The organism is Pseudobutyrivibrio sp. UC1225 (genome assembly GCF_900115215.1).
In the GTDB taxonomy this organism is placed as follows: domain Bacteria; phylum Bacillota; class Clostridia; order Lachnospirales; family Lachnospiraceae; genus Pseudobutyrivibrio.
Genome location: NZ_FOVQ01000006.1, coordinates 1 through 24534 on the forward strand (window position 1 = coordinate 1; position 24534 = coordinate 24534).

Sequence of the window (24534 nt, forward strand, 5' to 3'; positions counted from 1 at the left end):
AAGAGTTCGTTGTTTATACTACCTCCAGACATTTGGAGAATTGAGTTAATAATAGCTTTAAAAGAAAGCTTACGCGTTCTAGAGTGGTCAGTTGGATTTTTTACATAAGATGCTTTGTTAAGTAAAATTTGGTCAATAGAATCAAATAAATTTCTACGTAGTGTGTTAGGTTTTAAATATTTCATGCGGTTCCTCCTGTGAAAAAATGAATGTACTTAATCACAAGGGATTTTTTGCTAAGTAATTAGCAAAAAATCCGCACACTATGAAATATTTGTCAAGCTATTTTAAATTTTTTTCTTAACTTAATGCCATTGCGTTAGAGCGCGCCCATGGCGCGCAAACCTAAAAAAGAGCTCTTGGATAAACCAAGAGCTCTAAAATACAATATAACAATGACAGTCGGGCTCATTTAAAGAAATCTCCTTTGGAGATTTGAGCCCTCCAGTACATTTTTGTGAAAGCTTTCAGCTTCCCCAAAAATGTAATTTAGAACTTACCAGCAGTAGCAGCTTCCTCAACTGAAACTGCAACTTACATTATTCATGTCATTGTTTGAAACAATTGCATAGATAATAAATGCAGCTAGAATAACTGCATTTACAACAATATTTTGGAAGGTAATTGAAATCAATTACTAAATCTTTGTAAAAATAGCTGTTTCCTCTTCAAGCTCTCCAGCTATCTTCTGGTTCTCGTCCATACGTTTAGAAATATTATCCATATCATATACCAGATTCTGAGTGCTTTCGGCTGCAGAAGAAACGCCCTTAACACCATCTTCTATGGCCGAGGTAATACTACTAATGGATTCTGCTATCTCAGTGAATGTATCTTTAAATCCTTCTGTTATATCAGTAAAATCAGCCATAACCGATTCAATATAATCAGCATTATCCTTATACTTTTCACCATCTTCTACGAAACGTTCAAATTCTGGAAGAATAGAATTCTGCATGTAATCTACCAACTCATTTGCATTATCTGCGAGGTTATGAACCGCATTAACTACTACAGAGTTAATCTCCTGAATATTAGCAGCAGTCTGACGGCTGTTTTCTGCAAGACCACCAATCTCATCTGCAACAACAGCAAAACCTTTTCCTGCCTCTCCCGCTCTGGCAGCTTCAATTGAAGCATTTAAAGAAAGCAAATTGGTCTGGCTTGCGATACTCATAATATCATCTGTAAGTGAGTTTACCTGATCTACACTTTGGCTATCTGTAATAGCCTGATTTAAAGCTGCAAGAATGTTATCAACCTTTTTATTTGTTTCATCCATGTTCTCTCGAGCATTCTGTTCCATAACATCAGCATGCTCCTTCATAGTCTTAGAATATTCGTTGATTTCACGGCTCTTATTCGCCATCTCATCAACTTCGATTCTTACCTGCTCTGTGTTGTTATTTATCATGCCAGCACTATTTGCCACCTCCTGCATGGTAGCAGAAAGCTCTTCTGTTAATGCTGACAAATCCGAAGCACTGTCATTTGATGTTTTGACACTTCCCATAACATCATTAACTACCTTGTCCATGGCTGTTGAATTGTTAGTAATCATGATAAAAATACCCTGAAGACGTTCTATAAACTCATTAATACCACGACTAAGCATTCCTATTTCATCGTTGGACTCAATAGTTAATCTTCTTGTCAAATCACCTTCTCTACTATTTATACCATCAATAATTTCATGGAGTTCTGATTCTGCCTTAGTAACAGGGCGCAATATTTTTCTTGCAACAACTATAACAGCCGCAATTACTGAAATTATACTTATAATTACAATTATCAAACTTGCAAAACTTGCAACCATGTTTGCGGTAGATAAAGCCTGTCTTTGAACATCTGATTCAGTGTGAATTGCTGCAATGACATTATCTATATCCTGATTAAGTTTCTGTGCACTTTCAGCTACCTGTCCGTTTGCAGTAGCATATGCATCCTTCGTTCTCTGATTAGCACTCTGTGCCAGAAGAATCATTATAGAATCCTTAAAGCTTTGGAAGTCAGCTTTCATAGTTTCAAAATTTGTATCTTCAGCCGCAAACTGATTTCCATACTCGACCATGGCATTATCTAATACAGCTTCCTCTTCTTCTATCTTTGATACCACTGAAGTCATTGTCTCAAAATCAGTAGCAACAATATGAGAAAGAGCAAGTGAATGAATATCCTTTGCTGTTTGGCCAATTGTATCAAGTTCTGTAATAGCAACCATATATTCATCTGCAATTTTTGTAGCAGTATGATTAACCTTGCTCAAATTATAGAGTGCCATAACATTTGAAAAAATAGATAGAATTCCCAATAAAAGGACTGGGATTAAAATATATAATCTAATACTTGTTTTCTTACTCATCCTGACGCCCTCCTATTGCTTATTTTCCTCTGAATTTTCTGTTGTAGTTTCTTCTATAATTTCCTCTGTTGTTTCTTCTGTTGTTTCTTCTGTTGTCTCTTCTGTAGCTTCTTCTACAACATCTTCAGTTGCTTCTTCTTTATTTTCTTCTGGAGCAGCTTCACCTTCTTCTGTTACCAGGTCACCAGTAGATTCCTCTCCAGTAATTTCTGTTACCATTTCATTTAAAAGAACCTGAACATCTTTACCCGAAGGATTACCCTGGCTCATAAGCGTTCCAAAGTTAGCTGCCGGATCCCAATAGGTTCCGCCAACTCTCTGCAAGCTTGAATATTCTGCCTGCTGTTGTAATGCCTGAATAGCTTTAGATTCTGCAACAGCACCTGAGCCTGAAGCATTTGTATTAGATGGTCCCTGTCCTCTCATTTCAAATCTTAAAGTCTGATTTTGCTCATTGGTCATCCAATCTGCAAATTTCGCTGCCCAAGCCTGATTTTTAGAATAAGAATTAACGCCTACAAGCTTATATCCTGCATAGCTGGACATCTGAACCTGCTGTCCTGCCACAGTATACGTAGGAAGCTTGCATGCAGCATAATTATCACCCCAAGCTTCCTTTATTCCATTTTCATCCCAAATACCACTAACACCAGCAGCAAAGGTGCCATCAGCTGCCCCACCTACAAATCCATCATTACTCTCACATGTAAATGCTGGATTTCTACCAATTGCAGCCATAGCCTCTGCAACATCTCGACCAGTTATATTTGTGTATTTTGCATTCCAATTGCAGTAGGTAGAAATTCCGTCATCATTAAGACCAATCTCCATGTCTGTGTTTCCAAAAAACGCATACATGTACCAACCAGAATTCATCTCCATAAATACCTTTTGTCCTGCAGCACCTGCAGCTGCCATAAGACTATCCATAGACTGAACTGCTTCATCACTTATAACCGCTTTATTATAAAATAAGAAATATCCATTATCTGCTGTCAATGGGTAAGCATATAATGTTCCATTTACGGAAGCAGCGTCACTTGCAGCTGCTAAATTTCTACCTGAAATCTCACTGTCATTTTCAACTTTTTTAAGGACACCAGAAGCAACTAAAGCCATGAGCTGATCATCAGCAAAAGTGAATACATCTGGAGCATTTAACACATCTCCAAGTATTTCATCCTTAGCACTGGATTCACTATGAGCCTCAAAGGTAATTTTGAAATTTGCCATACTACCATACTCTTTAATGAAGCCACTAATTATTTGATTAACCAGCTCTTCATCTTCATCGGCTCCCCAAACTCTTAGAGAAACATCACCCGATGGCAATCCAGTCTCTTCCTCAGGAGCTTCGGCTGTTGCTGCAGTCTCCTCCTTGGAACCACATCCTGCGAAAAGAGCTGTGATTAACAATAAAGAAACAAAAAAACTAAAAAACCTTTTGCTCATAGAAAAACCTCCTACATGCATAAATCAATTGATAGCAATACACTAGCATATAAATGTTACAGAATTGTCAACAAGGGCAATAAAAAAGAGCCCTCAGGAAGCCTGAGAGCTCTTTAAAAATTTAAGTATAATTAGAACTTACCAGCTGTAGCAGCTTCCTCAACTGAAACTGCAACTGCAACTGTAGCACCAACCATTGGGTTGTTACCCATACCGATAAGACCCATCATCTCAACGTGTGCAGGAACTGAAGATGAACCAGCGAACTGAGCATCTGAGTGCATACGTCCAAGAGTATCTGTCATACCGTATGAAGCAGGACCTGCTGCCATGTTATCTGGGTGAAGTGTACGTCCTGTACCACCACCTGATGCAACTGAGAAGTACTTCTTACCCTGATCTACGCACTCCTTCTTGTATGTACCAGCTACTGGATGCTGGAAACGTGTAGGGTTTGTAGAGTTACCAGTGATAGAAACACCTACGTTCTCGTGGTGCATGATAGCAACACCTTCCTGAACATCGTCAGCACCGTAGCACTTAACTGTTGCACGAAGACCATTTGAGTATGCCTTCTCAGAAACGATGTTAAGCTTAGCATCATGATAATCGTACTTTGTCTCAACGAATGTGAAACCGTTGATACGTGAGATAATCTGTGCAGCGTCCTTACCAAGACCGTTAAGGATAACACGAAGAGGCTTCTGGCGAACCTTGTTAGCCTTCTCAGCGATACCGATAGCACCCTCAGCAGCAGCAAATGACTCGTGACCTGCGAGGAAGCAGAAGCACTCTGTCTCCTCCTCAAGGAGCATCTTTCCAAGGTTACCATGACCAAGACCTACCTTACGGTGATCAGCAACAGAACCTGGAATACAGAAAGACTGAAGTCCCTCTCCGATTGCAGCAGCTGCATCAGCAGCCTTACGGCAATTCTTCTTAATAGCGATTGCAGCACCTACAGTGTAAGCCCAGCAAGCGTTCTCGAAGCAGATAGGCTGAATCTTCTTTACCTGCTCGTATACATCAAGACCAGCGTCCTTTGTAATCTTCTCAGCTTCTTCGATTGAGCTGATACCATACTTATTAAGAACAGCATTGATCTGATCAATTCTTCTCTCATATGATTCAAATAAAGCCATTTTAGTTTCTCCTTTCCTTTATTATTCCTGACGTGGATCGATAATCTTAACAGCATCGTCAACACGTCCGTACTGGCCCTTTGCCTTCTCCCATGCTGTGTTAGGATCATCACCCTTCTTAATGAAGTCTGTCATCTTTCCAAGAGAAACAAACTGGTATCCGATAACTTCGTTATCAGCATCAAGTGCGATACCTGTTACATAGCCTTCAGCCATCTCAAGGTAACGAACACCCTTTTCCTTTGTTGCGTACATTGTACCAACCTGTGAACGAAGACCCTTTCCAAGATCCTCAAGACCAGCACCAACTGCAAGTCCGTCATCAGAGAATGCAGACTGTGTACGTCCGTAAACGATCTGAAGGAAAAGCTCTCTCATAGCTGTATTGATAGCATCGCAAACAAGGTCTGTATTAAGAGCCTCAAGGATTGTCTTACCCTGAAGGATCTCTGCTGCCATAGCAGCTGAATGTGTCATACCTGAGCAACCAATTGTCTCAACAAGTGCTTCCTCAATAACACCATTCTTAACATTTAAAGATAATTTGCAGGCACCCTGCTGTGGAGCACACCAGCCTACACCGTGTGTGAAACCGCTAATATCAGAAATCTGCTTAGCGTGTACCCATTTTCCCTCCTCAGGGATAGGAGCTGGTTCATGCTTTGCGCCCTTTGCTACAGGACACATGTTTTCTACTTCTTTTGTGTAAATCATTGTAGAACTCCTTTCTTCGTTCGATATAATGACCATTAAAATGTAATTGCTACTTACATTAATGACATAATTTGGAACGTGCTTATGTACATAAGCACGCTATCGAGAATATTTTCTCATTTTTTGTTTATTTAGTAAAGTACTCTTTTGCACTTTTTGTTAAAAATTTGACTAAGAGTTATGCATAGAACCTAACTCATCATTCTATTCATAAATTCTAATGTCCGTAATGGCACATTGGTCACCTGTAATAGAAAAATATAGTTTTTCTGGCATAAGAAGAAACATAGTTTTATTCTTGATTTTAAAATCAGAATTTTCAATGGCCATCTCCAGAGTGTCGCCAGATATCCTAAACGAAATATGGCAGTCCATTCCCTTTTTATTTTTCTCTTTCCAAGTATCCCAATTCTTAAACTCCCTAGTTTTTTTAACTGTAGGATCATTGGTAGCAAGTGTTGAATCACTCTTTAGTTCACCATTCATTTGAATAAGAGCATATTCCAAATAATTTTCCCCATCAACCTTGCCATCATCTGAAGAGTACACGACTATAAAAGGGCAATTCCAAATGAAATTTGCCATTGGAAGGCTCATTGTATGGAATTCACAATTCAATCCATCCGTTATAAGAGTACCAACAGACGATGCCGATCGGAAACGATCAATCTGAAGATTAGGTAAATCTCCTTCAAGTCTGTTAATGTAATTGTTGGCTGGAGCAATTCGTGTGAACTGATCATCTGTAAATATCTCTTCTGTACGTTCTATATTAATGTTACTAATATTACAATATTCACCTGTGATGCCTATATAAGCGTACTTTGAATTCTCAGGTAAAGCCATAATAACATCTATAACTTCAGAATCACTTGATATGCTTATCTTTAGATGATCCCCACATTTAGCTGCAGTCATCTCATAGGCAGCACCGTAAAACTCCGAAATGCTTCCACTTTTTTGAGAAATTGTAACTTCCATGTTCTTAGCCTTAGTGGAATTATAGTGCCCATTAAACCAAATCTCCCCAAATTCTAAATACCCAAACGCGCTTATACTCTTCTCATCAGAATGGATTCTTCCATCGTAAGCATCAAAAACAATAATTGAAGGTGCCGAAAATCCCGTTGGCGAATCGCTATTAAGGCTCCATTCAAAACCGATTTTTGTAATCTTATCATCAATAAGAATTCCCTTTGTAACATTACTTCTATATTCATTAACAGAGAGGTATTCATCAGGCTTATTATCTATATCTTCCACATTTTCACGCAACTTATAGTCCTTATCGCTGTCAATAAGACTAATCATAATAGCTGCAAAACGTGGATCAAATGTTGTTCCTGATTTTTTTAAAAATTCTTCTCTAACAATCACTTGAGGATACGCATCCCTGTCACTTTTTCTTGAAGTCAGATTGTCATAATAATCTGCAACAGCAATTATTCTGGCTATCTCTGGAATCTCGTCTCCTTTTAAATTTTCAGGATATCCGCTTCCATCATATTTTTCATGATGAAAATGAGCACCATCCTTTAAAAAAGGATATTCTGTGATATTAGACAATATATCCGCACCAATAATTGTTTCTCTTCTATAAATCTTCAATTCTTCTTCATTTAGATTGTTTCTTTTGTTTAAGATGCTTTCAGGAAGACCAACTTTTCCAATATCATGTAACAGTGCAGCATAATATATTTCATCACATTCTTTGTCACTCTTCCCACAGGTTTTTGCTATTGCCTTTGCATAATTTGCAACACGAGTAGAATGGCCCAATGTAAATACATCCTTTGCCTCTACAGCCCCCATGAATGCAGAAGATGTTTGTTCAAAAAGACGTTGCATACTCTCCTGCTCTTTTTTCAAAAAGTCAATCTCGCTACGCTTGCCCTCCTCCATTTCTCGATTAAGATTAAATAAAGCTACTACGTAAATAAATATGCAAGTAATAATAATTCCTATATTGGTCATTGATGTTCCCGCTATAAATAATTGAGCAATGGAGCAGATTAAAGGAACAACAATAAAAAGAGTATTTGAAAGATTAATTATCCAATCTAAATATCTTTTATATTTTATAATTGCAGTCAATTGAATCAAAGGCACGAAGAATGGGAAAATATAACTTATAATATATCCCGGTCCTCTGCTATAAATATTATTTGAATCAAATGTATAATATATTCCTGATAAGCCACAGAAAATACAAAGTATAATTCCAATAATCATAAATATCGTGCAAAAATCCAGTCGTAGCGGAGTCTTCTTCATCTTTCCTTCATTCTTATATAAATCAATAAGATATAGATTGAATGCCAATACAATAACATCAGTAAATAGGTAATCCATGAAAATAGAAAGACGATGCATGAAAAGACCTAATTGGGATATATCACCATTGTAGAAGTATGAAAGTCTATCAGAATAAAGCAAAGCCATTGCGCTTAATTCCAGAAACAGCAGCACAATTCTTCTGCTTAATGGCAAAGCTCTAGCTACAACAACAAAAATTGCTATTGTTCCGCATATACTGCTTAGAGCCAGCATCAGATCCAATTGATGTTTGATAAAAAATTCTAACATCCTTCTTTCATCCTCTCTACAATGAGTGTAATTTTGTAAGCTTGGTATATAGACTTCTACATTCAGATAGGAAACTGTTTGTATTATCTGCTATATAATCTAAATCATTACGATTTCCTGCAGCCTCCAAAGACTCTGCAACTGCCACCAAATCATTAGCGCCTACAATTGAACAGGAGGTTCTTAAACTATGCATTTTAATAGTGTATAACTTGATATCTAAATTCTTATAAGCATCTTCTATTCCGTTAACATATTTATTTATGGCATCCATAAATGTAAGCAATGATGTCAGATATTGACCAGCCCCACCATTATCTCTAATTCCATCTCGTACATTAAGTTCCTTAATGTTATAAAGCCATTCTTTATCTTTTGGAAGTTCAGAATCCTCTTCATAACCTTCCGTATCAGATAGCTTCATGTAAATTTTTGTAGGAATGTGCTTTAAAATTGTTTTTTCCAACAATTTGCTATCAACAGGTTTTAACAATACACCATTAAAACCTTTAGACTGATAGAATTCTTCATCCTCCATTGGTATGGAAGAAATAGCATAAACAGGAATATCGGGAACAATATCACGTACACGTATTAAAAGTTCTGAAGCAGTTATATCAGGCATATGACATTCCATCAATACAAGGTTATAGCTTCCAAATTTTATTTTCTCAAGGCATTCTTCACCTGTTGTGGCTGTTCCTACAAACATCTTTGTTTCTTTCAGAATGTTCTTGATAATATTCAAGCTTTTCATATTGTTATCTACAACAAGAACTTCCGCCTCTGGAGCAACAAAACTAGGAATATAAAGTCCATGGGTTACCCTGTCCTCTTTTTCCTTAAATACACTTACTGGTGTTGAATTAACTATTTTTTGTCTAACCTTAAAAGTGAAGGTTGCCCCCTGCCCCTCTTCACTGGAAACCTCGATTGTTCCATTCATTAGATTAGCGAACATTCTAGATAAAGTAAGTCCCAATCCAAATTCATAAGGAACACCTACCGTCATATATCCAATAGTTTCAAAGGAGTTAAATATATCATCCTTGAATTCATCACTAATTCCTGGTCCTGTATCCTTTACAGAAATGTTCAAATCACAATAATTATTCTCTATTGAATCAACTGTTGCCCGTATAGTCACACCGCCATCAGAAGTATACTTAACCCCATTATTAATCAATGTCCAAATAATCTGGCTTAATTTATCAACATCTCCAAAAAGGCGGACTGGCATCTTTTCATCCACTTCGAACTCAAAAGATAGGCCTTTTTCATTGCAAAGATGTCTCGTTATTGATATTGCGCTTTGCATAGCCTCCACAGTATCGTATTCCTTTTCATTAACTGTAGCCTTTCCTGATTCTATATTGGATATATATATTAACGAATCAATTAACTCCAATAGATTTTCAGATGCATTTTTTATTTCAATAGCATCATTAATAACTGAGAAGAAATATTCATTAGAAGAAACTGTAGGATCTCTTCTAAGAATCATTTCATCGGCACCCATAATCGTAATCAATGGGGTCCTAAGGAAATTTGAAATATTAGCAAGGAATCGTTCTTTTACGCTATTTGCTCTTGCCAGTTCATCAGTGGTTTCCTGTAATTTTTCATACTGTTTACTTATAGTTGTTTTAAACAATATTCTCCATGCCAAAACACCACCTATAATTAGGAACAATAATAAAATAACAGCCTGAACAAAAGCCATTTCATAAAGTAATGGTTTCTTTTCAATGAGAAACTTTTTTTCCCGAAGAATTTCGTTTCCACTTTGATTCAACATTTGAAGATGTAGATTGTATGTTCCATATCTAAGACCGGTAAATTCCAACGGTCTAAGTTTATTAAGAAGCTCAGTTGCCCCCTGATCCTTCACTCCCTCTAGACATATATGTATTTTAGGATTAGTTTCAGAATAATCCAAAATAGCTGGAACAAAAGCAATTCGATTAGCCCCTGCTGGAATGATATATTTTCCATTTTTATCGGGATAAATGAATTTTCCGTCACATATAACCGAACGTAATTCAAAATTTAAATCAACATGTTCTTCCACAAACTTTTCTATGTTAATTTTACAAACACCCTTACGACTTGATACATATAAATTTGAATTCTCATCTAAAGAACTGTAACTATTTCCCGTAGGAATACTTGGCAAGCCATTCAAAAGATTATAATGTTTATATTCATTAACATTATCATCAATCATACTCTGAGCATTTACGCAATAAATACCATCAGAAGCAAGAACCCATAAGTCCTTACCATTTTCTTTAAAATATACATCATAACAATTGTTGTAAGGGAAAGATGTTACATTAACAATAATGTCATTTTTAATATATTGTATGGAGTTTGAAGTAATTACCCAAAATACTTCCCTTGTTTTGTCCCAGATAATTCGCATAACAATATCAGAGGTCAAACCATTGTTGATACTATAATGTCTTAGACCTCTTTCGTTCAAAATATATATTCCGTTTCCATTTGTGCCTATATATAAATCTTTATCTTTTTCATAAAGAGACAAAATACTGTCATCTATTCTTAAGCTTTCAATATTCTTCTTCGATTGGACTTTAAAATCCTTAATATAACTTATTCCTTTATTACCACCAACTACTATTGTGCCATCGGATAACTCTAATGAGCAGCGAACCTGCACACTAGGTAATCCCTCTTTCGTAGTAAAGTTTATAATTTCACCACTTTTTTTCTGACATACAAGGCCTAATCCATTGTTGTATACGCATAACCATAAATTATCCTGTGAATCACTCATTATATGCCGAACACAAGATTTTCCTATATACTCTGTTAGTTTATTTGTAACTTGATTTCCATAAATATCTAATATATAAAGGCCTTCCTCTGTTCCCATATAAAAGTAACCTTTATTTATATAATTTGCGTAAACCACAAGATTATTAAAATCATAACGACTGGTAACGCTGGTAAAATTGCAGGTAACTATTTTCATAACACCTGCTGTAGATGAAGCAATCCAAAGATTCCCCTGGTAATCAGACGTGAGCATTTCTATATCCGTATTCAGCGGAAGATCTTTTATTTCCTTGAAATTTTTATGTTCATCTATATAACCAATAGAAGTGTGTGATGCTGCCCATACCCTGTCGCAATCAATACTAAGCCAATAAATGTAATCTAGTGACCTGGCATTAATCTTTCGTAAATCCGAATAGGAATCACCAAAATTTCCGTAGTAGATTAATCCCGATTCTGTACCTATATATACCTTTCCAACATCATTAGGATCAGCAATAATTGTGGTAATAAAATCCAAATCTAAATCTGAAGCTCTAAGAATTTGTTCTACTTTTCCATCTATAAGTTTGAATATATTACCATTATCGCAATATCCATATATATCGCCATAATAATCTCGTGTAAGTCTGACTATCCTTCCAGAATCTAATCTACTGTCATCAATATATTTAATATTGTCATCTTTATCGATAACAGCAATACCTTTTGAGGTTCCAATAATAAAGTTTCCTCTACCATCCTCAATTATGGACATAATGCATCGGGAAGGCAGGCCGTCTTCATCTGTAATATGTCTTCTATTCCTCTGTTCATCAAGAATAACCAAGCCATTATCATTTGTACCCACCCACATACGGCCATTTCTGTCCTGATACAGGGTTCTACTATTAGTAAGTCCATCGTATGAATCGAGCCTTTCAAAATCAGCTCCGTCATATCTTATTATTCCACTATATCCTCCTATCCAAATATAACCAGAATCAGAACACAAAATATAATTAGCATCTGAAGTAGGTAGACCATTTGTCGAATCATATACTTTTGCCGTATATCCAAAACCGTTGAGCTGATTAGAGGCAGCATATCCACCGCCGCCTTTTTTCTCCGTTTTCTCCTGCTTTGTCTCAGTATCTTTTCCATAGACATAAGGTTTCTTTTCGAAAGAAACCATCAAAGCAAAAATCAATATTAATAATGGCAATACTTTTATTCTTCGACTCATACTATAAATTGCCCCCATCAATATCTTCTAAAATTACTGTTGTTTATAACTGTTTTAACATCACTGATACATTCCAATAATGCATCAACACATTTAGGATCAAACTTTTTTCCCGACTCAGATTTAATAATCTCTATAGCTTCATCCAATGTGCAGGAGATTTTAAAGCCTCTAGGTGAGATTAATTCATCAAGCTCATTAGCCAGTCCCATAACTCTTGCTGACAGTGGTATAACTTCTCCGTGAAGTCCCTCAGGAAAGCCCTTTCCATCCCATCTTTCATGGTGATAAGCTGCCATATTTCTGGCTTCTTTCAGATACGTATCATCATTTACTATTGTTATAGCCTTTTCCATAATGCGTCTTCCGTAAACCGTATGTAATTTGTATATCTCCTCTTCCTCATTAGTAAGTTCATCTCGCTTATTTATAATAGAATCTGAAATCTGAATCTTTCCTATATCATGAAGAGGCGCAGACATTTCAACCTCCTCCATATACTCATCAGAAAGTTTCTCAGAATAATAGCCCTTTTTCTTTAAACCATTTAATATAATTCGAACATATGCTGCTGTATTATGAACATGATAAGTAGAATTGATGTCTCTACTCTCAACAATACCTGCCAAAGTAATAATAAGCCCCGTCTGAGTTTTTCTTGTTGTATCCGCAAAATGCCGTAAATCTCTAACATATTCAGCCATTTCTGATTCCATTTGACATATAGTTCTATAAAGCTGTTCTACCTCATCACCTGTGCAAATGCCTATTGAACGTGTCTTTCGAACATTTTCATCTAATGCATTTTGATCGCCATGGCTATCCAGGAACTCACATGCAGCCTTTGTAATACAATTAATAGGAATAACAAGCTCATATCCTGCCTGAGTAAAACCAAAAATCAAAATCATAACAACAAATCCGGAAAAACATAGGAAAATTTTTATCAAATAATCCCTGGCATATTCGGAAAGAAATGACATATACACGTCAGAAATAGCATAACAAACTATTTCCCCATTGGAATTTCTTACAGGGTAAGAAGCAAACATAACGGATTTATCACTATTAAACATAATCTCATTGATTACTTCTTTATTTTTAAAATAATCATTGTACTTAGAAAACTCATCATAATAAGGAATGATTATTCCATTATCTGAAAGAGTAACCCCTTCTTTTCCTACCTGAAATAGGTATAAAAAACCATTCTGTTCAGGAATAAAAAATGAAAGTTTTACAACACCCTGTGTGTTGTTTAACAGCATATTCATTTGATTTTCTACATCATGATACCCTTTGGCTTTGTCACCCCACTTTACATATTCATATATTTCATCACCATCTAAGATTGATGCAGCGTTTTCTACTATTGCAAAAGCCTCATCTGAATACTCTTCTTTACAATCTTCATAATAGAAAGTAATACTAATCCAAATCATAATAATGCTTAGTAAACAAATTGTTGTAGAAAGCATAACACTTATTTTTTTATGAATAGCTTTATTGGTACTTATATTTCTGGCTTCTTTGATTTCCTGTAATGTTAATGGTTTTTGTTTCCATCCATAATTTGCAATATAGTCTCTCGTTCTTTCTGGAATAAGATGGAAAAATAAGGTAGCCAATCCAATAGCAATACCTTTATCAACGATATTTAGTAAAAAAACAGCAAAAATAACAACAAGCATATAGCTAAATTCATTTTTCACATTTACATACTGGAATATTTCTTCAACATATTCTTCAAAAGGAAGGCCAGAAATGTAGTTCTGAATAAAAACTCCGAAAACAGAACATACCAGTGCTGCCGTTAGAACAGAATATAGAAATTTTAGAATTTTTGAAGACTTTGAGTAACGGAAAAACCATCCTGCTAAAATAGCGATAATGACTGTAATTAAAGAATAATATAGATATCCAGGAGAAAAAATATTTAAAAGCATGCTTGTTATCAAACTAACAATAATGCCAGGCAAAACGCCTCCAAGAAATGTGACAAAAATGGTTCCTACAGTATCTAAGTACATAGGAATATCCATTTTTAAAGCAAGATAATTTAAGCAGACATTCAATAATATACCTGCAACACTAAAGATAATAAGATAATATTTGCTATAGTTTCTTTTAGTATAGTGAAAGCTCAAAACCACACCCCCGCAAAAAACCTAGAGTACACAGTACATAAATATCTTATAACAATAATATGTTTATTTTGTTTATTAAATATTAAAAATGCCTGTCCAAGAGATTGGTATCCTTCTCCTAATTTATTAGTGGAAGGATTCAATCACCTGGGCAGGCGTATTAATATATTAATATTGATTTAGTTTAATTCTTTTTTACAATATTATCCTGTGACTTAAAAATACTGTCAGATTCGATGACACCACGAACTGGTGAAAGAGGATAAATATTAGAACGAGGACAAACAACTGTGCCAGGATTAAGTACAGAATTGCAACCAACCTCTACATTGTCTCCAAGCATAGCTCCAAATTTCTTAAGACCAGTCTCAATCTGCTCTCCATCACGAGCCTTTACTACAACTAATGTCTTATCAGACTTAACGTTTGAAGTAATAGAGCCAGCTCCCATGTGAGATTTGTAGCCTAATACTGAATCACCTACGTAATTGTAGTGAGGAACCTGAACATTATTGAAAAGAACAACATTCTTAAGCTCTGTAGAATTTCCTACTACGCAGTTTTTACCAACAATTGCTGAACCTCTAACAAAAGCACACTGACGAACCTCAGCATCCTCATCAATAATAAGTGGGCCATTAAGATATGCTGAATCAAAAACCTTTGCAGACTTTGCAACCCAGATATCCTCTCCACGCTGTTCAAACTTCTCTGGATCAAGAGTAGGTCCTAACTTCTTAATGAAATCAGAAATCTCTGGAAGAACCTCCCAAGGATAATCCTTGCCCTCGAATAAATCTGCAGCAATAGTTTCATTTAAATTATACATAGATTTAATTTTAGCTTGTTCCATTGTAAACTCCTATCTTAATTAGTTTTGACCATTAAAGTTCTCAAAATCAAACTCTGTTCTAAACTCATCATTAAGTTTTAATCTCGCATCAAAGAATAAACCTTTTTTGCTTAAAAATCCAGTAATAACATCAGTACGTTTTTCCTTGATTAATTTTGTAAACTGATCTTCTGGAATATCTACACCTGCTACCTTACCTACAAAGAAGCTGCAGCTGTCCACGTTTCCTTGAACATTATTCTTACATTTATATCCAAAATGATTCTTGATAATAGGACTGCCGCACTTAGGACATGTTAATCCTGGCATCTCTTTTGTTTCATCTTCAAACACAAATCCTATTCCAGTTACCTTGCCATTTTCATCCTTTGATAATGTAAGCTTGGCATCAAACTTAGTACCCTTTTTAGATTTGAAACCAGAGATAGTCTCAGTAATGCCATTGGTAAGAAGCTCCTTAACCTGAGACTCTTTAAGCTTCACACCAGCTACCTGACCAATATTAAATTTGCAGGAATTATCTGGGTCGTCTTTATTGTAATTGCTGCATCCGTATCCAAATGGAGTAACCACAATCTTACCACCACAGATTGGGCAGGCAACATCCTTGATTTCTTTTGCCTCCACATTGTCAAAATCAAAAGAGATTTCGTGCTTTCCTGATTCTTCATTCTTCTTTAAAACAAGGCAGGCGTCAAACTTTTTACCAGACTTCCCCTTAAATCCTCTGACTGTCTTTGTACTTCCTGTTGAAAGCAACTCCTTAACATCAGCATCTGTAAGCTTTTTAGATGCAATTTCACCAATTACAAAATCACATTTGTTCTCTTTATCAAAATACTTTTCGCATGCAAATCCAAAATTAGTCTTTACTATTTTGCTTCCGCAATCAGGACAAACAATATCAGGAACAAAATTAGGCTCAGCATTATCAAAATCAAACACAACCTCAGTCCTACCAGACTCTTCATTCTTTTTAAGAATTAGTATCGCATCAAATTTCTTTCCAGATTTTCCTTTAAAGCCTCGTAAAGTATCTGTTTTGCCTTCTGTCAAAAGCTGTGTAGCAACCTGTGGGCTAATATTCTTTCCTGCAATAGTCTTTCCAATGTAGAATTTGCAGGAATTTTCATCTGAAGAGCTGTAGTTTACACAGCCATAGCCTGACATTTTTACAGCAATATCTCCGCCACAGTCTGGGCACTTGCAGCCTTCCAGCTTGGTAGCTTCAATTCCATCAAAATCGAAGGAAATTACCTTTTTCCCTTCTTCGTTAGTTTTAATTCTAAGCTTTGCATCAAATTTTTGATTAGTCTTTGATTTAAAACCACTAAGTACAGGTGTAACCCCTTCTTTAATAAGAGCACTGAACTCATCTACAGTAAGCTTTCTTCCTGCAACCTCTCCGATTGAGAAATAACATTGATTTTCCTCCTGGAATCTATGCTCACAGGCAAAACCATAAGCCGTCTGGAAAATTCTTCCACCGCAGGCAGGGCAATTTAAGCCTTCTATGAATTCTGTAGGTGTCTCAGAAAAATCAAATGAAGTAACAAATTCTCCATCTTCGTTCTTTTCCATTTTAAGGACTGATTTAAAAGGCTTACCTGATTTACTCTTAAAGCCTTCTATTAAATCTGTCTTACCTTCAGTGACTAATTTCTTAAATTGTTCTTCTGGAACATCAACTCCAGCAACCTGTCCTAAATTAAATTTACATTTTATATTATCATCGAAGTAGTTTGTACAGCCATATCCGAAGGATGTGGTCGTAAGCTCTCCTCCGCATTTAGGACACTTGATTCCAAGCGGCTTTCTAGTAGCCACTCCCTTAGAATCCTTGCCAGTAAACTGATTAATGTTCATAGCAATGGTCTGTGTCAAATCCTGATCAATCATATTCTTTGTTTCATTTCGAATATAATCTTCCAGCTGACTGCGATAATCTGTAAATTCTACAGAACCATTTATAATTCCTTCCAATCCCTTTTCCCAGTTTGCTGTCTGCTCTGGCTTTAAAAGTGATGGTGTTGTAAGAAGAACAACCTCGTAAATCATTTCACCAAGCTTTTCTGGTGTGATGACCTGAGTCTTATTATTTTGATTAAGGTATCCAATACGTACTAATTTTTCGAGGATTTCACCTCTTGTAGCTGAAGTACCAATACCTGTAGTCTTTATCTGCTCTCTAAGCTCTTCATCCTCTATAAGCTTTCCTGCATTTTCCATTGCAAGAATAAGTGAACCCGAAGTATATCTCTTAGGTGGTGAAGTTTTGCCTTCTTTTAGATCAAAACCATTGACAGAAACTTCATCTCCGATATTTGCAGATTCTACAAATTTAACGAAATCTTCCTTAGAAAAGCTGTCTTCACTTTCCTCAGAATCCTCTCCATCATTATCTGCGGAATCCTTCGCCTTTGGAATACCTGCAATTTCTAAATAGCCAGGCTTAACAAGTACCTTTGCGCCAGCAAAGAACTTTTCATCTCCCACCTGAACAGTAACCTTTACGTTCTTGTACTCTGCAGGAGGATAAAAGATAGATAAGAAACGACGTACTATCAAATCATATACTCTCTGACTAAGTGGAGATAGTTTATCAATGCCATTGCACTGACCAGTAGGTATAATAGCGTAGTGATCAGTAACCTTGCTGTCATCAGTATATGAAGTCTTTTCTATACCAACAAACTTTTGATTACCTATAATGTCTTTAACGAAATTTGCTGTAGGGCCATAATTCTGAAGGCCATATAGATTCTTTCTGATTTCCTTTGCTACAGCTGTAGTAAGTACTCTGGCATCAGTTCTAGGATATGTAGTATATTTCTTTTCGTATAATTCCTGAATAATATCAAGAGTCTGTGCAGGAGAAATCTTGAATCTCTTGGAACACTCAGACTGAAGCTCCGCAAGGTTAAATAAAAGAGGAGCTTTTTTCTTTGAAATACCAGTATCTTTATCTACTAATTTGGCAGGAAGATTTGTTAATTCTGCAATTAATTTCTCCGCACTTTCCTTTTCTTTAAAGCCAGTTCCTTTGTCTCCGTATAACAATGGTGACTCGAAATATTTAGATCCATCTACTGCCTTCCACTCCGCTGGGAAAGCACCTTCTGAAAACTTTCCAATAACCTTAAAGAATGGATCTTCATTGAAATTACGGATTTCTCGCTCACGTTCTACTACCATGCCAAGAACACATGTCATAACGCGGCCAATAGCAATAGCTGAATAACCTGAAGTAGCAGCTGCATCATTTATTAATCTTCCATATTTAACTGAAAGAGCTCTGGAAAAGTTAATACCAAGACTATAATCCTCGATAGTACGCATAATACCAGACGCTCCAAGCCTTGCATAATCGCTCATAGGCTTTGCTTCTCGAATTCCACGAAGGATTTCATCATCAGTCTGCGAGTCAATCCAGACACGAAGCTCTGTCATTCCTTCACGAACGCCACCATAATTACGGATATTTTCCTCAATAGTCTGTCCTTCTTTTCCCGAGTCACCTGCCCAATAGACAGTATCAATATCCTCACGATGTAAAAGTCCGTTAACGACCTTATACTGATCCTTTGCAGACTCTACAACGCCATATTTATACTCCTGAGGAAGGAATGGTAAATCCTCAAGATTCCATTTTTTATATTTAATGTCGTATTCCTCTGGATATACCATCTGCACAAGATGTCCATAGCACCAGCTAACGACATAATCACCATTTTCAATATAACCATTATTGTTTCCGCTGACTTTTAAAACCCTGGCAAAGTCTCTGGCAACTGATGGTTTCTCAGTGATGATAAGCTTCTTTCCCAAGACATAACTCCCTTAAAATTAAATTCAAATTAAACAAAACTTAAAGCCTCTGCAAATCAGATTTGCAAAGGCTTCTACCTGTAAAATTCTATATAATTATATCAATTATAGCTCTGTCATGTCTACCAGAACAACAGATTTATTTTCATTAGAAAGCTCTACCAGCTTATCGTCAAACTTGGTAGCTGAGAATAGATAAACAGTGTTAGCTGTAATACGAGCCTTCTTCATAGACTCAAGCAATTCCTCATATCTCTTATAGCTCATCTGCTTATCAGCCCAGTTGCAAATACCAACTACATTCTCTCGGTTTGAGCTCTGACCGATGACATCGATATTGCCCTCTTTTCCAACCCAGGTACCAATCTTCACAAGCTTGATTGGAAGCTGATCTACCACATTGAGCAGGTGTAAGTACTCACGACAAACATCAATAAAGTAGTTCTGTAAGTATTTATCAAGATGAGGATAGATAAACTCATTGTAGAAAGACTCTGGTGTGCGAGAAATAAGTTCTGATAAATGTGGGTAAACAAATGTGAACCAGAAATTAATGTATGGATCCACAATTCTGTATACACCCTTCTTTGTATTGTCCCATCCGCCTGTTTCAAAAGAAACAACCTTATCAACTACATCAAAGGCAGCTAAATTCTTCATGTAAACAGAAATCTTGGCACGGGAATATCCTGTATCCTCAAACAAATCATTAAGTTTTTCATTTCCGCTGGCTATGGATCCAAGGATTGTGTTATAGCATGATAATTCGCGAAGCTCTGAAGAAATATATCCTTCTGCCTCTTTATAAAGAAAACCTGTAGGGCTGAGAATATGCTCACAGACATTTGCCTTGATATTCTTTCTGCCATCCCATCTTTCGACATAATCAGCCACACCTCCGATAATACCGTAGGTGCTGACACACTGTGCAACTGAATAGTTTGGAAAAGCACGGACTACATCAAGGAATGAAAGATTTTCCAGCTTAATAGAGTCATCCACTGATGACTTCAGAGAACCAACCACCTCAGGGAAGGTATTCTCTGCCCATACAATAGATGAGCTGACTACAATAATCATAACCTTACCAGGGTAGAGTTTACGGTTCTTTAAGGAAACAAGTGCATAGAAAAGTTCGGTGTTTTTCTTAATAGCAAATTGAGCTTCATCGATAATTACAACGAGCTTTGAGCCATCCTTTGAGCGGAAGTTCTTAAAGCTCTCTTCGAAGCTTGCGCTAGCCTTGAGAAAACTATATGTTTCACGCATCTGCTTATCTAAATAGAAAAGCTGCTTAGCATCTGAACACTGTCTGCTTCTGTAATAGAAATAAGACTTGCCTGTTGTAAAGGAATCCAAAAGGGCTTCCTTAGCGCTACCAGTTCTACCATACATAAGAACCAGATTATTAGCATTACTTTGGTAAATAGCATCTAACTTCTTGAGTTCGTTTGTTCTAGTAACCATAACAATTCTCCCTAGCAATTTTTTCACAAAAATATTTGTACGGCTACTATCATAACACATTTCACTTTAGCAGACTACACCAAAAAAGAATTTTATTCAAATTTAATAATTTGTAGATTTTTAATAGCTCTTTGCCTTCTCCTTCTCAAAGAATTCATTAATGGACTTAAGGACTTCCATAGGCTTCATTGTCTTTAATAAGTACTTTTCTGGCTTTAAATCAACTGCTGCCATAACAGATTCCCTGTCACTTTTATTTGTAAGGAACATAACTGGAATATGTGATGTAGCAGGATCTGACCTAAGCATCTCTAGAACCTGTGGTCCTGGTGTTACTGGCATTTCATAATCCAGCAAAATCAAATCGACTTTATTCTTTGCCAAAAATGTAATGGCTGCCATTCCAGAATTAACCATAAACACCTGATAGTATCCTTCCAACCAGCTCTTAATGGTTCTAAGCATGGTACCGTCATCATCAACAACAAGAATTTTCTTATTTTGAAGACGCTCATCCTCAGCCTGTAATACTTTATCCATAGCCAACGCCATATCTTTTACGTTAATTGGACGTAAGAAAGATGCAGCAAGAGGAGTATTTGGCATAAGATTCTTAACACTGTCTATATCATTTTGGGAACCAATAACAGACAGTGATATGTCTCCTTCTAGGGTGCTGTCCTTCAAATAAACAAACAAATCCTTTATTTCTCCAAAGTCATCGATATAAACAAGAAATACCGAAGGACGATTGGCGATCTGACTCAAAGCATCCACGTTATAGGATGCCTTAATGACATCAAAGCCATTGTCTGTCAGCTCCTTTGCAATTGATGAAACCATAAAGCTTTTTGAATCACCAACCAGAACAAGTCTCTTTTCCATAGTCAAATCCTCTTAAGAAAACAATAGTTACAACAACTCTAAAATTCTATCTCTATCTACCGCAACTGTTAATTGTTTGATTTTATTATAGGTATCCTTATAATCCTCAGGAATACTGTATTCTCCAAGCATTGAAAGAATATAATCTATAGCGTCATAATTATATGCTTCAGCCAATTCTTTAATATCCTTAAATGCTCGCTTCAAATCATCCTCTGGAATCAGTGGTTTGTCTGTATTATCCTCATCTTCCATAGCAGCCTTTAAATGTTCTTTATAGCTTCTGTATTTTTCAAGTAAAGCAGGTGTCCTTTCATGAAGAGCGATAAAATTACCTTCATTTCCTTCTGCCTCTAAATCTGCAGCCATCTTTGAAAGCTCCATAGCTCCGATTAATCTTGCCGAGCTCTTTAGGGCATGGACATAAACTGTATAATTTCTTAAATCACCATCATTCAAATATTTTTCAATAGCATCCGCTTTATTATCCAGAGAAACAAGGAAGTCTTTAACAACATTTTCAAGCACCTCTGCCCCACCGCAATTAGTGATAGCTTCCTTCAAATCAATTTCTTTAAGGTTAGCAAGGAAGCTTCCTTCCGGAATATCTAATTTTCCATCAGAATACTTTTCAAAACCATTGTCGATAGCTACGGATTCTATCTTTTCTGGAGGTAAATAAAACTCCATCATCTTTTCCAGCTCTACGGAGTTAACAGGTTTTGCCAGATAGTCATTAAAGCCTATATTCTGATACTCCTGCTTTGCACCTGATACAGCATTTGCGGTAAGGGCAATTACAGGTGTTGCCTTATTAATATTTCCATTTAAAACCTTCATCTTTTCAAAGGTTTCTATACCATCCATTTCCGGCATTCGATGATCCAGGAAGATGATATCATATTTCTTTTCTTTAACCTTATCTAAGGTTTCAAATCCACTAATAGCTGTATCTACATTTACAAGGGTCTTCTTTAAAAGACTCTTTATAACAGTAAGGTTCATTTCAGTATCATCTACCACAAGAATATTGGCAGTAGGTGCCTGGAATCTCTGATGATATTTTTCTGCTGAATTAATAAATTCCTTGTATTTGTCTTTGAAATCACCGATTTCATTCCAAGAAACAACCTCCTGTTTAACGAAAAATCTAAAGGATGAACCTTTGCCGTACTCACTTTCAACAATAAGCTTTGTATCCATCAAAGCTAAAAGCTTACGAACAATACTCATACCAAGGCCAGTGCCTTCGATTGTTCTATTTCTAATCTCTTCAATTCGCTCGAATGGGGAATAAAGCTTTGCTAAATCACTTTCTTTAATACCTATACCTGTATCACTTACCTCAAAGTGAAGAATTATATTGTTCTCATCACTCTTTTCATAGGAAATACTTAATGCTACAGTTCCTTTTTCTGTATATTTTACAGCATTAGTAAGCAGATTTGTAACAACCTGCTTTAGTCTAATTTCATCTCCAATGAGAATTGAAGGTATAGAACTATCTACATTTATTTCTAAATCAAGGCCCTTTTCTTCCGCTCTTGCCGCAATAAGATTTACCAAATCATTTACCACGGAAGCAAGATCGTACTGAACTGCTAAAATCTCCATTTTGCCAGCCTCAATTTTTGAAAAGTCCAAAATATCATTTACAAGAGAAAGAAGCGAATTTCCAGCTGATTTGGCATTATTGGCATACTCCAGTATCTGTTCATCAGTACATTCCCTGATAATCATCTCATTCATACCGATGATAGAATTAATAGGAGTACGTATTTCATGAGACATATTTGATAGGAAGCTTGATTTAGCTTCACTAGCCTGTTTTGTAATCTCAAGCTCTGTCTCCAGCTTTTGCTGTTTCTCATATCTTTCAATATAATCGGCCATTTCCAGAAGTGTAGACTTTGCATAATCCGACAACACCTCTATCTCATCGCCTGTTTTTATTTCCATATTGCTAATCTGTCTTATGACCTTCAGTTTGTCCTCATCCTTGGTAAGAACAAAAGAATGCATAAAGTCAGACATGAGCCCCAATGGTCCACCTATAGATGTCTTTGTATAGTAATTTGCAATGGCTGCCAGAGGAACACCAACACACATCATCAAAAGGCTCATCTTTATATCAAATACGATAGCCATATCATTCATTTTGTAATTGGCATCTGAAATATATGAGTAAACATCACCATTCATATTATCTATAGTTTCACTATTGTTTTGGACATCAATGGTATCAATCATCATTGCCTTCAAATCCGGAAATAAAATCGGTATAAAGAAGGCTACTGATATGCTCAATACTAACTCAACTGCAATAATAATTGTTGTTATTTTAATACTTACTTTTGTTTTTCTGTGGTATCTATGATAAAACTCATTTCTTTGATACTCCTTTGTATATCCATAAGCTAATGGAAAAAGAGTTTTAGAGGTATCTGATCCAAAATTAAAAAAAATAGCTAATATAAGAGTTGCAGTAGATACTAATATAAAGGTTCCACAAAAATAGCCTAAAATAACCATCCAAAATGGATCTGATAAATCATTTCTACTTACAACCGGAAAACAGAGTATTGCTATAATTGTTGTCAAAGTGGATGTTATCAGTACCGCTAAAACAGATTTGACAGCACTTTTAAACCAAAAATATTGAGAAAAAAGAGAATAACCAAACATAGCTATTAAAAAAACGGCCATAGAATATGCTTGTTCACTATTAAAAATCAAGGAAACAAGAAAACATACTATAAAAGAAAACATGCTTATAAGATATCCATATAAGCCTGCAATAAGCAAAAAAGGAAAAAGAAAAATTATTATATATATATACCCCAATTTGTACACAGGATGGGAATGAAAAACAATAGAAAGCACACAAATAAAAGTAAAAAAAGCCCATATAGTCGAACTAATTATTGTTAAATTTTTGTTAGCTACATATTTGCTTTTAATTGTCCCCATAAAAACCTCTTAAACCGCAGTCAAAAATACCCCTTCTTATCTTAGCATAAGAAGGGGTAATAACTTGTGAATTAGCTGTTAAATAAGTGTCAACAAACAAG

Annotated in this window: 12 protein-coding genes and 1 pseudogene; all 13 read right to left on the bottom strand. The window is 36.0% G+C overall.

What is annotated here, in order from left to right:
• Nucleotides 1-185 (bottom strand): annotated as a pseudogene (locus tag BMZ41_RS09005) (hypothetical protein); the annotation flags it as partial.
• A gap of 452 nt (nucleotides 186-637) precedes the next feature.
• Entirely contained in the window at nucleotides 638-2362 is a 1725-nt protein-coding gene (locus BMZ41_RS09010) for a methyl-accepting chemotaxis protein (RefSeq protein ID WP_090528845.1), read from the bottom strand.
• A 12-nt stretch (nucleotides 2363-2374) separates the two neighbouring features.
• Nucleotides 2375-3814, bottom strand: coding sequence for an extracellular solute-binding protein (locus tag BMZ41_RS09015; protein ID WP_090528848.1), 1440 nt, complete (start codon nucleotides 3812-3814; stop codon nucleotides 2375-2377).
• A 131-nt stretch (nucleotides 3815-3945) separates the two neighbouring features.
• Entirely contained in the window at nucleotides 3946-4956 is a 1011-nt protein-coding gene (locus BMZ41_RS09020) for a GGGtGRT protein (protein WP_090528851.1), read from the bottom strand.
• 21 nt (nucleotides 4957-4977) lie between these two features.
• Nucleotides 4978-5670, bottom strand: coding sequence for an iron-sulfur cluster assembly scaffold protein (locus BMZ41_RS09025; protein ID WP_015549537.1), 693 nt, complete (start codon nucleotides 5668-5670; stop codon nucleotides 4978-4980).
• 204 nt (nucleotides 5671-5874) lie between these two features.
• The gene (locus BMZ41_RS09030) at nucleotides 5875-8256 is read right to left on the bottom strand and encodes an HD-GYP domain-containing protein (RefSeq protein WP_090528855.1); all 2382 of its coding nucleotides are present in this window, start codon (nucleotides 8254-8256) and stop codon (nucleotides 5875-5877) included.
• A 16-nt stretch (nucleotides 8257-8272) separates the two neighbouring features.
• Entirely contained in the window at nucleotides 8273-12283 is a 4011-nt protein-coding gene (locus BMZ41_RS09035; RefSeq protein WP_177184195.1) for an ATP-binding protein, read from the bottom strand.
• A 17-nt stretch (nucleotides 12284-12300) separates the two neighbouring features.
• Nucleotides 12301-14430 carry an HD domain-containing phosphohydrolase gene (locus BMZ41_RS09040; RefSeq protein ID WP_090528861.1) on the bottom strand — a complete coding sequence of 710 codons (2130 nt, stop codon included), beginning with the start codon at nucleotides 14428-14430 and terminating at the stop codon, nucleotides 12301-12303.
• Nucleotides 14431-14614: 184 nt separating this feature from the next.
• The gene (locus BMZ41_RS09045) at nucleotides 14615-15283 is read right to left on the bottom strand and encodes an acyltransferase (protein WP_090167520.1); all 669 of its coding nucleotides are present in this window, start codon (nucleotides 15281-15283) and stop codon (nucleotides 14615-14617) included.
• A gap of 18 nt (nucleotides 15284-15301) precedes the next feature.
• A complete protein-coding gene (locus tag BMZ41_RS09050; protein ID WP_090528864.1) occupies nucleotides 15302-19111 on the bottom strand; it encodes a DNA topoisomerase III in 3810 nt (1269 codons plus the stop codon).
• Nucleotides 19112-19216: 105 nt separating this feature from the next.
• Nucleotides 19217-20578: an ATP-binding protein gene (locus BMZ41_RS09055; protein WP_090528866.1), complete on the bottom strand. Its 1362-nt coding sequence runs from the start codon at nucleotides 20576-20578 to the stop codon at nucleotides 19217-19219.
• A gap of 120 nt (nucleotides 20579-20698) precedes the next feature.
• Nucleotides 20699-21463: a response regulator gene (locus tag BMZ41_RS09060; protein ID WP_090167528.1), complete on the bottom strand. Its 765-nt coding sequence runs from the start codon at nucleotides 21461-21463 to the stop codon at nucleotides 20699-20701.
• A 27-nt stretch (nucleotides 21464-21490) separates the two neighbouring features.
• Entirely contained in the window at nucleotides 21491-23770 is a 2280-nt protein-coding gene (locus BMZ41_RS09065) for an ATP-binding protein (protein ID WP_242942041.1), read from the bottom strand.
• Nucleotides 23771-24534 lie beyond the last annotated feature (764 nt).